This window comes from Cyclobacterium sediminis (assembly GCF_054781075.1).
In genome coordinates this window covers 355,556-370,690 of record NZ_BAAGVC010000003.1, presented here as the reverse complement: position 1 = coordinate 370,690, position 15,135 = coordinate 355,556, and the positions used below count along the sequence as shown (strand labels likewise).

Genomic DNA, 15,135 nt, shown 5'->3' with positions numbered 1-15,135 from the left:
TCAATATTATTTAAAACAATTTGACAATATAAATAGAATCTGGTTAAATTCTTATTAACTTTGCATTTTTTACGATAATTACGTTTAATAGGTATTTCCTAAATATATACATATGAAGTTATCAGATTTCAAGTTTGAAATTCCAAAAAAACTTATTGCCCTTCATCCACCTGAGAACCGAGATGAATCCAGATTAATGGTTATTCACAAGGATACCGGAAAGATAGAACATAAAGTTTTCAAAGATGTCATCGATTATTTTGATACAGGAGATGTATTTGTAACCAACAATACGAAGGTATTTCCTGCAAGACTGTATGGAAACAAAGAGAAAACCGGAGCCAAGATTGAGGTCTTTCTTTTAAGAGAGCTCAATCAGGAACTTAGGTTATGGGATGTTTTGGTGGATCCTGCCAGAAAGATTAGGGTAGGGAACAAGCTTTATTTTGGTGATAGTGATTTGGTTGCCGAAGTAATTGATAACACTACTTCCAGGGGCCGAACCATTCGATTCTTATTTGACGGTACAGACGAGGAGTTTTACAAGACCATAGATACACTCGGAGAAACGCCAATATTGAAAGATTTCATCGAGAGAGATGTGGTAGATGCTGACAGGGAGCGGTATCAAACCATCTTTGCCCAACATGTAGGAGCTGTTGCAGCACCAACGGCAGGTTTGCATTTCACCCCACATTTAATGAAACGCCTAGAAATTAAAGGTGTTGAAGTAAGTCCTATTACTTTGCATATTGGCCTGGGTACATTCAGACAAGTGGATGTGGAAGACCTTACGAAGCATAAAATGGATTCGGAGAATTATGACATTCCACAAGGTACTGTTGATTTGGTCAATACTGCCCTTGATGAAAAGAAAAGAGTGGTTTCTGTAGGGACTACTTCCCTAAAAACCATTGAATCTTCTGTTACCGCAAATGGTAGATTAAAAGCAAGTAGTGGTTGGACAGATAAGTTTATCATTCCTCCTTACGAATTTAAAATTGCCAATGCCCTAATCACCAACTTTCATTTGCCTGAATCAACATTGTTGATGACAGCTTCTGCTTTTGGTGGATATGATTTGATCATGAAGGCTTACCAAGAAGGTATCAAAGAAGGTTATAAATTCTTTAGCTATGGCGATGCCATGCTAATTATTTAAAAGACCCTTAAGTTATAATAATAAGAGCCTTTTCAATTTAATTTGGAAGGGCTCCTTTTTTTTAAGCCTTCGGTAAACCTAGGGAAAAGTGCCCTGGATGAGTTGAAAATAAAATCAGATGTAGCACTTAAGCTATAGATTTTAGGAAGTAGGAGGTGTCTCTTTGGGTTTTAGCCTTAGCTTATCCCCACCTCTTCTTCAAAGCTTTCCAAAGCTTCAGGTTTGCCTACCACATAAACAATGTCTCCCAATTTAATTTTGGTATGACCGGTTATTTCTGTAAGGGTTTTCCCTCCTCTTTTGATGGCTACTAAATTTAGGCCTGAGTTTTCTCTTAAATTACTTTCCTTAATTGATTTTCCGATAAATTGACCATGATCTTTTTCTATTTTTATTCCTGAGAAATTGATTTCAGGGATGTCAAGGCTCGGGACAGTACTTTCATTAGATGGCGTTCGGAAAACTTCATAATTGTGAAACCTTACATCATTGGTGAAGTCATCCACCTCACCTTTTGGTACAAGGTATTTATTCAACACACGGGTGAAAATTTCTATGGAAGTTTCAAATTCTTCAGGAATAACTTCATCGGCCCCCATATTGAGCATCGATTCGATTTCATTGACGTACCTCGTCCTTACGATGATGAAAACATTTTGGGAGGCTTCTCTGATGTTCATGATTATACCAGTAGTGGCAGGTTGATTGGAGATGGCTATCACAGCTACCCTGGCTTTGTGAATTTTAACATGTTCAAGCACCACGGCATTGCCTGCATCACCATAGATGATAGGTTCACCTTTTGCGGCTTCTACTTTTACTGTTTCCGGGTTCATCTCTATAATTACATAGGGGATTTTTGCCCTTTTGGCAGCTCGGGCCAAGTTTCTTCCATTCAGCCCATAGCCAATAATTACCAAATGATCATTCAATGATTCTTTTTCAAGGTCGATTTCAGGAACTTGTACGCGTTCTTCCAACCTGTCTTTAATTTTCTTTGGCATAGGAATATTGAGCACCCTGCAGGCAAGCTTTTCCCTTTGCTTTAGAACAAAAGGGGTAATAATCATGGTTAAGATAGAGATGGCCAGGAAAAATTGATAAGTAGTATTGTCCAACAATTCGTACTTCAATCCTTCTTTAGCCAATAGAAGGGAAAATTCCCCCACTTGGAAGATAGAAAAACCTACAATAAAAGATTCTTTAAAACTACTTCCCAAGGATTTTACAGCCAGAGAGGTGACAGTGAATTTTACCAAGAATGTAAGCAACACCAAAGCCAAGATCAATAGTAGGTTTTCGGCTAAAAAACCAATATCAAACAACATGCCTACTGAGACAAAAAAGAAGCTTAGGAAAATTTCTCTAAAAGGAAGTATCTTACCTGTAGCATGGTGACTGTATTCTGATTCACTGATGATAAGTCCAGCCAAAAAAGCACCCAAGCCCAACGAAAGGCCCAGCAATGAAGTGGCGTAGGCTACGGCAAAACAGGTGACGATAATGCTTAAAAGAAATAGCTCTTCATTTTTGGTTTTTGCGATTCGGTACAGCAACTGGGGAATCAGGTATTTTGCACTGATAATGGTTAGCAGGATTACCAGACCTCCTTTTAGTGCCATGTAAAACAGCGAGAGTAAAACATTGTCTGACTCTCCGGCCAACATGGGAGTGAAAAGCACCAAGGGTACGATGATGATGTCCTGAAAGATCAGCATGGCCAAGGTGGTTCGGCCAGAAATCGTGTTCACCTGTCCGGATTCCTGCAATAATTTCAAGACGATGGCTGTACTACTTAAGGCAAACAAAAAACCAAAAAACACGGAAATATTCCAACTGAAGCCAAAAAAGTAGCTGATCAATGCTGTGACACCAATGGTAATACTTACCTGTAAACTACCGCCAATAAATACGGCTTTTTTAATGGCCATTAGGCTTTTAAGCGAAAACTCAAGCCCAATCACAAACAGAAGCAATATGACGCCTATTTCTGATAGTACTTCCACCGCTGTGGAGGCATATACCAGCGATAAACCATAGGGGCCGGCAATTGCGCCGGTAAGCAAGTAACCAATGATGGTGGGAAGCTTGAGCCGCATAAATACCAAAATCACCAAGGTGGCCAATCCAAAGATGACTACAATGTCTGATAGTAATGGCAATTCAGCAACAGCTAATATAAATGAGTTCATAAATAATCGAATTGAAAGCAATTAGGTTTGAAAGGTAATAATATAATAAGAATACTAAGCTATGGAAAACCTTACAATTGAAAACTTCATCATAGTGTAGCGCTAAGGTATTAATAACCTATTCCTAAACGTTTATAAATGAAATGCATCAACCATGCCGGTCCGATTAGTAGGAATTGAACATCCTTAAAGAAAGATGGTTTTTTACCTTCAATCTTATGGCCGTAAAATTGAAAAGCCCAAGCCACTAGAAAGAGGATTAAAGAAAAAAGCCACAAGGGAATAGGTAGAAATAGTGTCAATAAATTGGCCGTTGCCAGGCAAACTGCTGCAAACAAAAACATACCTAAAGCAAGTGGTACAGATAAGGTGATGTAATAATACAAAACCAGCAGCAAAACGATGGTGGCCCAATTCGTGAAACTACTCAGAAGAAAATCCATAGATGCCAATGGACCGGGAGGGATGCTGTAAATCAGACCCACAATGCTGAAAAAAATTGCTGGCACGCAAAACCAATGTATGGTTTTATTGGTAGGGTTTTGGTGACTTATTCCATATTCTTCTAAAAGACCATCTATTTTTCTCATACGAATGTGTCTGTTGGATAAAGCTGCTTTAAGTTAAAAATAAAATGCTAACAATCATACTTTTTGGCGAAGTGGAAATTCCTTCTGTGATAATCTATCTCCGAGAATTTTTCAAAGTGTAGGCCTTTCAGCAGGCAAAAACGCATAATTTTTCCTAACTTTAAATTAGATTAAGGCGTACTGCGGATAAATTTTAATGTAAATATTAAGAATATAGCGTAGTTTATGTATAATGTAATTTACTTTGGCTTAAGTGATGGGCTGACTACCAGAAGGTGAAATAAAAATAAAGTTTCGAAATCTTGAATTCGAAAAATTTAATTAAACGTTTAATTTTTATGAGGATTATACCGGACATACATGGGTAATATTTCAAAAAGACCTACCATTATGGAGGCATTATTCCCTATAATTTTCTTGATTGTGCTTTTGGCAATCAATATCAAAGTGTTTGGGACAGAAGGCTTGTCAGGATCCAATCAATTGGTGCTTATTTTCGCTAGTGGAGTGGCAGGATTAATTGCGGTTTTTAGGTTAAAGGTGAAATGGGCAGCTGTTGAAAAAGGTATAATCAATAGTATTTCATCTGCCATGTCTTCTATTTTAATCCTATTGTTGATTGGTGCTTTAGCTGGTACCTGGATGTTGAGCGGAATTGTTCCTGCAATGATCTATTACGGGCTTAAAGTGTTGAATCCAACCGTGTTTTTACTCGCAGCTTGTGTGGTTTGTGGGGTGGTTTCCATTGCAACAGGGAGTAGCTGGACCACCGTAGCAACGGTTGGGGTGGCCTTATTGGGTATAGGAAAAGCTTTGGGTTTCAGTGAAGGGCTAATTGGTGGAGCCATTATTTCCGGAGCTTATTTTGGAGACAAAATGTCTCCACTTTCAGATACCACCAACTTGGCACCCGCCATGGCCGGCACAGATTTGTTCACCCATATCAAGCACATGATGAAGACTACCATACCTTCCATCACTATTACCTTGATAATATTTGGAGTGATAGGGCTATTGAACAAGCCTGAAGGGATTGTAGGTCAGGTGGAGGACATTTCTCATGTGATTTCCAATACCTTCAATATCAATGCTTGGTTGTTTTTGGTCCCGTTAATTGTAATTTTCCTTATCATTAAAAAAGCGCCTGCTATTCCTGTGTTATTGGCCGGATCAATTTTAGGAGGCATATTTGCCGTTCTCTTTCAGCAGGAGGTCATTCATGAGCTGGCCATGATTTCAGAGTTAGAAGGAGGGATAGGATTTAAATCATTTGTAATAGTGTTTCGCTCTCTCTACGGTGAAACAATGATTGTCACCTCTAATAATATAGTGAATGAGCTATTGGTAACAGGAGGAATGGCCGGCATGTTGTACACGGTCTGGTTGATTATTTGTGCCATGGCCTTTGGAGGTATTCTGGAGGTTTCCGGAATGCTAAGTGTTATTGCTGAAGCAGTCATAAGCAAGGTCAACTCGGTGGGATCCTTGATCGCATCTACAGTGGGCACCGGATTGTTTTTTAATATTACTACTTCTGATCAATACCTGGCAATTTTAGTACCGGGAAGGATGTATGCAGACATCTATAGAAAACGGGGGTTGAAAGGGGAAAACTTAAGTAGAACATTGGAAGATAGTGCTACGGTGACTTCTGTCTTGATCCCTTGGAATACTTGTGGAGCAACGCAGGCATCTGTTTTGGGTGTGGCCACTTTAACCTACGCACCCTATTGTTTTTTCAATATAATTAGCCCTTTTATGACCCTACTATTTGGCTATTTAAATTGGGGAATCAACTACTATTCTGAAAAAGAAATGAAATCAATTAATAAAGAAGAAAGCTTGGCATGATACCATTGAAGATAAGCAAAGAAGAAGTCAATGCATTGGACCTAGGTGCTTTTACGGGTAATATTATCCTTGTTGAAGACGAAAAAAGTCTTCAAGAAATGGAAAAAGATTTATTGTCAAGCAAAATAATTGGTTTTGATACTGAAACCAGACCTGCATTTAAAAAAGGGGTGAGCTACGATGTGGCCTTACTTCAACTTTCAACTACTGAGAATGCCTATTTAATAAGGATCAATCATTTTGGTTTCCCCTCGAGTGCCAAAGCCATTTTGGAAGATCCCAATATTGTGAAAGTAGGGGCTGCAGTAAGGGATGACTTAAAAGCATTAAAAAAGATCTCTCCCAATTTCAAGCCTGATGCCTTCTTCGATTTAAATGAGGAGTTAAAGCGAGTTGGATTCTTGAATGTTGGCGTTCGCAACCTTAGCGCAATGGTATTGGGCATTAGAATTTCTAAATCAGAGCAGGTGTCCAACTGGGAAGCTCCGGTTTTGACTGCCAAACAAATGCTTTATGCTGCTACTGATGCTTGGGCTTGCCTTGAAATTTTCCGTAAATTATACAAAGAAGGGTATTTGGATGAGCTATTCACTACTTGATTTGGCTGGAGGTAGGGACTTCAGATAAAACGCCTATTACCTCTTCCGCAAGGCTTTCCCGACATGCCACCTTTATTCTGCAACTGTTGTCAAATTCTTGAGAAATAATCTTCAGGTCGTATTTTTTAACAGTTCTCATAATCTCATCCATAGATAAGTAGCCAAAAGAAAACTCAATGGGTACCATAACGGTTTTCTCGACAATTTCTGAGGAAGCGATTGCTTCAGCAGCAGCTGTTTTATAAGCCCGGATTAGCCCTCCAACTCCTAATTTGGTGCCACCAAAATACCTGACTACTACAATCAAAATTTGGGTTAATTCATTTGATTTGATTTGTCCCAAGATGGGATCTCCGGCACTATGATTGGGTTCGCCGTCGTCATTGGATCGGAAATTTTTCATGTCTTTCCCCAAGATATAGGCATAGCAATGGTGCCGCGCATCATGGTATTGCTTCTTTAATTGGTGGATCAAATCTTGTATTTCTTCTTCGTTTGCTACAGGGTAGGCAAATGATAGAAATTTGCTACCTTTTTCCTTATAAATACCCTGCGAAGGCTTTTCAATACTGCGATAAGTGTCCTCCATTATTATTTGTTTAGATTAATTTTCTCCGTTTTCATTTGCTAATTTAGGGATTTGAATGAATTGGATGAAGAGATCAAGCCCTAGTGTCGAAAGGCAAACAAAAGAAAAGTCTCTAGTAACGGTGATTTGCACTTGTTATAATCAGGCGGAATATGTTGTGCAAGCATTGGAAAGCATTGTATGTCAGACTTACAGGCCTATTGAACTCAAGATTATTGACAATGGCAGTACAGATCATTCCAAAGCGAAAATAAAATCATGGCTGAAAGAAAACAACAATAAAATTCCGGTGAAGACATTCTTTTACGATCAAAAATTGAATTATTGTAAGGCTTTTAATCAAGCTTTTGAGAGTTCCAATGGAGATTTTATGGTGGACTTGGCAGCGGATGATTTTTTTGAACCTAAGCATTTGGAATTTGCCATGACCCACTTGAGTCAAAGTGATGCCAAGGTTTATTTCTGCAATTCCTTTGAGCATTTCCCAAGTGGAAAAAGCCAAACCTTTTACCCTACAGATGCCTTGGGAAAGGCAAGCGGAAAGGTTGCTTCCGGGAATGTTTTCGCTGAGTTGATTCGTAGGTATGCCATTAGCTCACCCACCTTGGTTATGGATGCCAGGGCATTTGAAGAGATTGGTTGCTATGATGAAAGCCTAAATTATGAAGATTTTGATATTTTGGTAAGGATGTCCTCAAGGTATTCTTTTGTTTATGGAGACCATATCACAGTAAATAAACGAATGCTAAAGGAGTCGCTTTCTCAGCAGCAGTATAGGTCCAGGAAGTCCCATTTATTGCCTTCTACCTATCAGGTATGTAAAAAAATAGCCACTATGGTAACTACCAAAGCAGAAAAAAAGGCCCTTCAGCAAAGATTAATTCATGAAATTAAACATGCGACCGTGTCAGCTAATTTTGAGGTGGCCCAAAAGATGTTGGACTTATACAATGAGCTTTATCCTTTGGGGGTAAGCTATGTGTTTTTTTCTCTTTGGACAATAGCCAAGGTAGATTTTTCTTCTTTGTATGAAAAGTGGAGGCAAAAACCTTTCAAATAATTGGTCAGCTTATCCTGCGCCTACGATTACCTCAAGCATTTCTTTTTCATTGAAGTACTTATTGGCCATTGTCATAATGTCCCCGCCATCAAAGTTTTTGATATAATCAAGATGGCGGGTGTAATAATCAAAATTAAGGCCTTGGAAATGTACATGCTGGAAATGACTCATCTGATCGAAAGGACTGCTGAAATTAGCCAAGATGCTTCCTGCTAGATAATTTTTTATGATTTCTAGTTCACCGGCCGGAACAGGTTCTGTTTTAAGCCGTTCAATTTCCTTGTAAACCTCTTGAATAACCGCTTCACCATAGCCTCCCTTTACATCGGCCACTGTCATCCAGTATTCATTTCCATTTAATTCACCCAGGAAGCTATTGATGCCATAAGTGTAACCTTTCTCTTCCCGAATATTTTTGATCAGCCTGCTGCCAAAATACCCACCCAAGAGCGTATTAAGAACAGACAAGGCAGGATAGTCGGGATGAGATTTAGGAATCATCCACTTGGCAATCCTTATACTGGACTGTACGGCTTCAGGTTTTTTTTCAAGCAACTTTGATGGCTGAACGAGGCCTGTTGGTAGTAAATGAGGTGTTTTAGGAGAAAGAGGCAAATCACTAAACAGTAATTCTATTTGTTTCAGGTCTTTTTCAGATAGCTGTCCTGTAAGGAATATTTGTGGAGATAGCAAAAAATCTTTTTCGTAATATGCTATCAGGTCATTTTGTTGAACCGCATCAACATCGTCTTCAGTGACCTGATAACCGAAGGGGTGGTCTTTTTCAAAAAGACTTTTCCGGATCAACTGGTTGGCACGTGCCGAGGTTTGCTCATTTTTAATACTGATGCTTAGCTTTTTCTGAGATTTCCTCTTTTTTAGTTCTTTTTCCGGAAAGACTGCCTCTGTAAATAAGGACCTGAATACAGGCAAAACCTCTAATAGATGCTTTTTTGTTGTCAATAAACTCAAGCCTTGCCTTTCATATCCTGATATTATATCCACCTCGGAGGCATGGAAATCAAAAAAATCATCCAATTTTTCCGAGTTCATGGTTTTGGTACCTTCCAACAACATGTACAGCATAAAAAAGGGCTGCAAAGGATTGCTGTGCTGATCTTTGCTGTTATTTATTGGAAAGACTACCTCAATCTTTATTGCTTCTATATTGGGGAATGGAATGTAATATATTGGGGTACCATTTGGCAATACCCTTTTCTCGGGTGGATTCAAATGGATTTTTTCCGGAATGCTATAAGGAGGTGCTAGACTTCGGTCTATACTCATTTTTGAACGTTGTATTGCAAGCTAAATCTAAGGGTTTCTGCCAATGGGTGGTTTTGAACTTGTGGTACTAAATAAGAAAAGTCAAAGCCTAAACGGTTGTATTTGAAGCCGACACCCATGGTGAAGTATCTTCTTCCTCCTTTGCTTGCATTTTCATAAAAATACCCCAATCTAAGCGCAAATTTATCATCATAGGAATACTCAGTTCCGAAGGATATCATCAGTTCTTGCAATTCTTCCCTGAATCCATCCGGAGCATCTACAAATGATCCGAACATACCGCTTATCAAAGGTCTCGAAGGGTCTTTTCCTGCCTCAATTTGTGGATTACCGGTGTTAGGGTCAATAACCAACTGCCCATTTTCATCTTCCCTATAGATAGGAGGACTAGGCACCATAAGTTTATTTAAGTCTAGGGCAAAAGTAATTTTATTCAACTCATCCATAGGGATGGTAAGGGCAGAACCTATCCTGAAATTAGTAGGCAGGTAATCAAGGTCATCAGCGCTGTTGTAGGTGATCTTAGGTCCAATATTGGAAAGGTTAATTCCCCAAGACAATTCCCCTTCCTTATCTGAGATTAGAATTTCTGAGGTGTGGTAAAGACCAACATCTGTGCCTAAAGATACACCGGGTCTACTTTCGTTGCCCCCTGATGCACTTATATTCCCGGATAAATTGGAGTGAATAAACCTTGCACTGATCCCTAATGATAAGTTATCTGAAAGTTTTCTTGAATAAGTACCACCTATGGCGATATCTCTGGGGCTAAAATCTCCCAAAGAATTACCTTGACCATCTGTTAAAGCAATATCTCCCATATTGAAATATCGGAGGTCTATACCAAAAGCAGATACATCATCTATTTTTTTGTAACCCGTCAAATAATTGAGAGACATATCAGGAACTAGCCTACCCAGCCAAGGAGAATAAGACAGGGAAAAACCCATATCATCCTCAATAAATGCCAGTTTTCCTGCATTCCAATGTGCGGAATTTGCATCCGGAGAAGTCGCTACTCCCACGTCTCCCATGGCAGAATGCCTACTGTCAGGCGCAAAGTTTAAAAATGGAACAGCCGTAATGATCACTCTCCTGTTGGGGTCTTGCCTGGAAAGGACTACGGAATTTTGTGCTTTGGTTTCGACATGAAAGAAGCCGAAGGCCAACAAAAAAGTAAAAATGGGGAGACTATTTTTAATTGCTTTCATTGAATAATGATTTTACCTGCTAATATATCTGAAGTTGCATCATCCTCAGAATATAAATTTAAATTGTAAAGATAAGTTCCTTTTATTAGATTTTTGGAATTACTGTTTAAAAATATCCATTGACTGTCTATTATTGACCGTTCAACTTTTGGAAAACGTCCTTTATAAGAAAATATTTCAGTTCCTTGTAAAGAAAATATGCTAAGGTCTAAAGTAAGGGTCTCTCCTAGGCGATTATGCATTACCTTAAAATGAACATGGTCACTAGCTGGGTTTGGGTAAACCAAAAGATTTTCGATTTTTAGTTGCTTACTACCTTGGACCTCAACCTTTTCTCGCTGTTTTGTGCTATTGCCCAACTGGTCTTTAGCTGTAATGACCAAATCGTTAACACCTTCGTTCAATTCATAAACCCAGGTTTTTACCCTTCCGGTAGTATAGGTCCCATCTATGGCTTGATATTGGTCAATCAGTGAAATTGGATCACCTTCGTTTATTTGAAGGGTCAAACCTGCTGCATCAATTGTATGTATGCCTGAATTATCCGATACTTGAATCCAAATGGGTGCGTTTCGAGACGAGATGCTAGTCTTACTCTTTATACTATCCGCTATCCATAACTGTATCTCAGGGCCGACCTCTTCGGGTTGATGCCCTATAGGTTTTATTTGATAGGGAATCTTGGTGCTACCGAAAGCTTCTTTATTGAGGCTCTCATCCATAGCAAATAGATTGATCCTAAAATCACTATTGGAAAAATTCTCTAAAAAAGGAAGTAAAACTTCTCCTTTAAATAAACCTTGAACCACTTCTCCGGTTCCTCGGAACAAAGGCTGATTATAGGCCAAATAGTTGGTTTTTGGGCTTTCATCTCCAAGAGTTTCTACTTCTTCCGCCGGTCCATGAATGGTTATTTCATAACTGCCATCAAATTGACTCACAAGGGAACCGGTCATAGGGTCTTCGATATTCCCACTGTATTCAAGCCGATTCAATCCACTTAGTTCGTCTGTGGTTATTTGGGTGTCCACTTCTATCCATTCTTTTGCACTTGCCTTATATAGGGGAATGTCTAGTTTTAGTGAAGGGTCTCCAAGCAGTGAAAAATTACGGTTCAATGGTCCGTTTAAGCTATTGTTTTTGGTTTCTTTAAATATTTCACCCAAGGTGATGGCTTCATTCCGGGTAAAGGCAGCAGCAACGAATGCTTTGTTTAATGCATAATTAATGCTGCTGAATACCGGTCTTCCGGTGGTAAGCATAGCGATGACACCCTTTTGCTCAGCCAGCAAAAGCTCCTCTGCCCCGGAGCGAATATAGGGACTATCATGTCTTCCAAACTCACAGGTGGCAGTAACCATAATGGGAAATTTTGTACTCACCGGCCAATCTTCAATATCACTTACACTAAATAACCCTTCAGCTGTTAAATTAAGCTCGTTTCCATGACCAATATAATTTAGAAGTAAAACACCTTCCTCTATTTCCTCAATAAGGGTTTCTCTGGCTGCTGTTGCTGTTTGCAGATTGTTGGTTTCCTCTTGTTGAAAATTGTCCAAGTATAGTTTTCTAAGTTCATATGCCGGTGCCTGTTCATATAGGAAAGCGGTATGTTTTTCTGAGTCATTCAAGTGAACGTTATTGTCTCCATCATCTGCAACAAATAGAAGTTTCTTTTTCCAATCTCCTCGGTTTCCATTTTGGTAACTGATGATTTTATCTACAGCGATTTTTGCTTCTCTGCTATTGATGGCCGGGATCCTTCCGACTCCAATTTTAAGTTTATGGTCCCCTTCCGGTGTTTCCAGCCAATCACCCTCTCCAATTTCTAAAAAACCAAAATAATCATCAGATCCGTAGGTTGTCAGTGGATTTAAACTTACTCGGGAGCTGTAAGTCGGGACTAGATTAGGTCTGCCGCCAAGTTTATGTTTGTAGTCAAAGCTTCCTTTCCCAAAAAACAGTACATTTTTTAAGCGTTTGGTGCTGTGCCAATAATCAGCAAGGAAATTTCTAATACTGGAAATATCGGGGTTGCCATAACCGTAACTGTCATAGATATCATTGGTCAATACTAGTTCGGTAGCTAAACCCATGGAATTTTTGAAATCAGCAAGCCTTTTTGCCTGATTGTAGAGCAAGTCATTGGTAATGATAATAAACTCAGGCTCCCCTGAAAGGAGTTCTGACCGTGACATTACTGTTTCCGGTTCCTCAATTTCTAAAGTGTTATTTTGGTCAAAGACTGCAATTTTTTTTACCGTGCCGGCTAGTGGTTCGTAGTTGTTTAATTCTTTTACCTCGTAAAAATTTCCAACATCCCAAATGTCTGATAAGCCCGTTTCGATTTGGTACGGGGAAAGGTCAAGGTTATAATAAATCCCGGCAGTTAACTGGGAGGAGGAAAACGGATATGCTAAAAGAATGTTCTTAAGGTAGCCGGCCCCATTGGCATCAGTTGAGGAATAAGTAAGCACTATTTCCTGAAGGGTATTCCCTTCGGTAGTCGGGAAGTCGGCTTCAAAGTTTGTTTCCCTTCCTTTTATTGCGTACCGACTATTGGGTATGGAAGAAATATCTGATGAACCAATCACCTGGTTGTTGGTTGCAAAGGTGAGGGTGCTCTCAGAAAATGATTGAGCCATTGTTTGCGCCCACATAAGTACCCTGCCTTCTACCTTGGTGACCGGATGAGGTATTTCAATGATATGGCTGCCACCATTAAATGTACGATAACCAAACCAATCTCTTCCTGAACTTAGCAGATTGTCTTCCTCGGCTTTATGGCTTACCATTTGATAAAGAATACTGGGAGTGTCACTGTTAACCTCGATCCCTTCTGCAACCCCTACCGGTAAGATAGGGTTTGTACTTGGCCTTCCTGTTTGAAGTAGGTAATAAAGTGTATCTGTATATGGGTGGCTGTTTAGTTGAGCTGAACCGTTCTCAGTCAAGATCTGATCTGCCCCTTCCAAAAAGAAATACAGTTTATGGTCAATAATTTTTTGAGGAACTTCTTTATATGAAAATATACTGCTGTCAATTTTCTGGTCGAGCATTCCGGGATGTCCTAAAATCTGAATTTCATCGATGCTTCCCAAGTTCCAGTTTGTGGCTTGCTCTTGACTTAAATGGTAGACTCCCTCTTCAAAAACAGGAAATTTATACATTTTCTGTGCTTGGACAGGGGGAAAACCGGCTATTATTCCGGCCAAAAAAAGGAATATATATCTAATTCTTTTCTTCATGACCGCCCACCAAATTATTGACCAATGACAGACAAATATAGGAAAGCACAGCGATTGGAATTCCTGCCAATCCAAATAGCAAAACACTTATCCCCGAAATGATTAGTACTAGGTAGCGCCATTGGTTGCCTTTCCATTTAAAGTGTTTGAATTTAAGTGCCAGTAATGGAAGCTCCGCAGTAAGCAAAAATGAAAAGGTGAGGGTCAAACCGGTTAGTACCCATGGGTTTTCCAGTCCATTTTCTATCCAAATCACGGAAGTCCCTAATAGGGGTAAGGTTGAGAAAAACAAAGCATTGGCCGGGGTAGGAACCCCAATAAAGCTGTCTGCCTGCCTGTCGTCAATATTGAATTTTGCCAACCTTAGGGCAGACTGTATGCCAATTAGAAAAGCGACATAGGGCAGCCATTCGTAAGGACTTACAGCTTCCAAAAGCAAAAATAAAATAAAGGAAGGTAAAACTCCAAAGGTGACCAGATCTGCCAAGCTATCAAGCTCTTTACCAATTGGGCTTTGCACTTTAAGCATCCTAGCAGCGAAGCCATCGAAAAAATCTAAGATGGCTGCTGCAATGATAAAATAAAAACCGTAAAAAGGGCCATTGACCATCACATAATGAATTCCAATCATTCCGGAAAGTAAATTCAAGCTGGTAAGGGCATTCGGTATGTGTTTTTTTATGGTCAATTTCTTGCGTTTTTTCCTACAAAGGGATTGTTTAATTTTTCAGAACCAATGGTAGTGGTTGGGCCATGGCCGGGATAGATGACTACCTCATCAGGTAAAGAGAAAAGTTTGTCTTTTATTGAATGGATAAGGGTGTCATGGTCCCCTCCCGGTAAATCTGTTCTGCCGATACTTCCTTGAAACAAGGTGTCGCCGGCAATGCAATTTTTTGAAGCTTCATGGTACAAAACCAAGTGTCCGGGTGAATGTCCGGGTACCCAAATTGGTATTAATTCGGTGTTGCCGAAATTTACTATTTCACCTTCTTGAAGAAAATGATCAACCGTACTAGCTTGGTATTGTGCGAACCCGTAATTGGGGGCATAAGTACCTACTGCCAATAAAATGGCTTCTTCTTTTTCATGAAACCACAAAGGGGTATTGTACGTTTTTTTGATAAAGGCGTTGCCCAAAACATGATCAATGTGACAATGGGTATTGATGATTTTTACCGGATTTAACTGCTCTTTGGCAATGAAATCATACAATATTCCTTTTTCACGTTTTTCATAGCAACCGGGGTCGATGATCAGTGCTTCTTTGGTGTCGTCATATAGGATGTAAGTATTTTCGGAAAAAGGGTTGAAGGTAAAGGATTTAATTTGCAGCATTTTAAAAT

The 15,135-nt window shown here is 39.4% G+C and carries 12 protein-coding genes; 4 read left to right on the top strand and 8 right to left on the bottom strand.

Features of this window, described 5'->3' with window-relative positions:
• Window positions 1–112 precede the first annotated feature (112 nt).
• On the top strand, window positions 113–1,162 hold the full coding sequence (gene queA, locus ACYVHJ_RS03830) for a tRNA preQ1(34) S-adenosylmethionine ribosyltransferase-isomerase QueA (protein ID WP_014018569.1): 1,050 nt from the start codon (window positions 113–115) through the stop codon (window positions 1,160–1,162).
• 176 nt (window positions 1,163–1,338) lie between these two features.
• On the opposite strand, the gene ACYVHJ_RS03825 is transcribed toward queA, so the two are convergent.
• On the bottom strand, window positions 1,339–3,354 hold the full coding sequence (locus tag ACYVHJ_RS03825; protein WP_460512702.1) for a cation:proton antiporter domain-containing protein: 2,016 nt from the start codon (window positions 3,352–3,354) through the stop codon (window positions 1,339–1,341).
• Window positions 3,355–3,464: 110 nt separating this feature from the next.
• Window positions 3,465–3,944 carry an Mpo1 family 2-hydroxy fatty acid dioxygenase gene (locus ACYVHJ_RS03820; protein ID WP_460512700.1) on the bottom strand — a complete coding sequence of 160 codons (480 nt, stop codon included), beginning with the start codon at window positions 3,942–3,944 and terminating at the stop codon, window positions 3,465–3,467.
• Between the two features lie 360 nt (window positions 3,945–4,304).
• On the opposite strand from ACYVHJ_RS03820, the gene nhaC reads away from it, so the two are divergent.
• Window positions 4,305–5,795 carry a Na+/H+ antiporter NhaC family protein gene (gene nhaC, locus ACYVHJ_RS03815; RefSeq protein ID WP_460512698.1) on the top strand — a complete coding sequence of 497 codons (1,491 nt, stop codon included), beginning with the start codon at window positions 4,305–4,307 and terminating at the stop codon, window positions 5,793–5,795.
• Window positions 5,792–6,394 (top strand): 3'-5' exonuclease, encoded by a 603-nt coding sequence (locus tag ACYVHJ_RS03810; protein ID WP_339904029.1) that lies wholly within the window; start codon window positions 5,792–5,794, stop codon window positions 6,392–6,394. The genes nhaC and ACYVHJ_RS03810 overlap by 4 nt, the downstream gene beginning before the upstream one ends.
• On the opposite strand, the gene ACYVHJ_RS03805 is transcribed toward ACYVHJ_RS03810, so the two are convergent.
• Window positions 6,387–6,983 (bottom strand): IMPACT family protein, encoded by a 597-nt coding sequence (locus tag ACYVHJ_RS03805; RefSeq protein ID WP_460512696.1) that lies wholly within the window; start codon window positions 6,981–6,983, stop codon window positions 6,387–6,389. The two genes, ACYVHJ_RS03810 and ACYVHJ_RS03805, sit on opposite strands and share 8 nt — an antisense overlap.
• Window positions 6,984–7,047: 64 nt before the next feature.
• Here ACYVHJ_RS03805 and ACYVHJ_RS03800 point away from each other — a divergent pair, with 64 nt between their 5' ends.
• On the top strand, window positions 7,048–8,043 hold the full coding sequence (locus tag ACYVHJ_RS03800; RefSeq protein ID WP_460512694.1) for a glycosyltransferase family 2 protein: 996 nt from the start codon (window positions 7,048–7,050) through the stop codon (window positions 8,041–8,043).
• Window positions 8,044–8,052: 9 nt separating this feature from the next.
• Here ACYVHJ_RS03800 and ACYVHJ_RS03795 read toward each other — a convergent pair whose 3' ends face one another.
• Genes ACYVHJ_RS03795 through ACYVHJ_RS03775 form a run of 5 tightly spaced genes read right to left on the bottom strand, consistent with a single transcriptional unit; the run spans window position 8,053 to window position 15,127 of the window.
• Window positions 8,053–9,330, bottom strand: coding sequence for a M16 family metallopeptidase (locus tag ACYVHJ_RS03795; protein WP_460512692.1), 1,278 nt, complete (start codon window positions 9,328–9,330; stop codon window positions 8,053–8,055).
• Entirely contained in the window at window positions 9,327–10,541 is a 1,215-nt protein-coding gene (gene porV, locus ACYVHJ_RS03790) for a type IX secretion system outer membrane channel protein PorV (RefSeq protein WP_460512690.1), read from the bottom strand. Before porV ends, ACYVHJ_RS03795 begins: the two co-directional genes overlap by 4 nt.
• Window positions 10,538–13,789, bottom strand: coding sequence for a type IX secretion system sortase PorU (gene porU / locus ACYVHJ_RS03785; protein ID WP_460512688.1), 3,252 nt, complete (start codon window positions 13,787–13,789; stop codon window positions 10,538–10,540). The genes porV and porU overlap by 4 nt, the downstream gene beginning before the upstream one ends.
• Complete coding sequence (gene pssA / locus ACYVHJ_RS03780; protein ID WP_339901747.1) at window positions 13,773–14,477, bottom strand: CDP-diacylglycerol--serine O-phosphatidyltransferase; 705 nt, start codon at window positions 14,475–14,477, stop codon at window positions 13,773–13,775. The genes porU and pssA overlap by 17 nt, the downstream gene beginning before the upstream one ends.
• Window positions 14,474–15,127 carry an MBL fold metallo-hydrolase gene (locus ACYVHJ_RS03775; RefSeq protein WP_460512686.1) on the bottom strand — a complete coding sequence of 218 codons (654 nt, stop codon included), beginning with the start codon at window positions 15,125–15,127 and terminating at the stop codon, window positions 14,474–14,476. Before ACYVHJ_RS03775 ends, pssA begins: the two co-directional genes overlap by 4 nt.
• Window positions 15,128–15,135 lie beyond the last annotated feature (8 nt).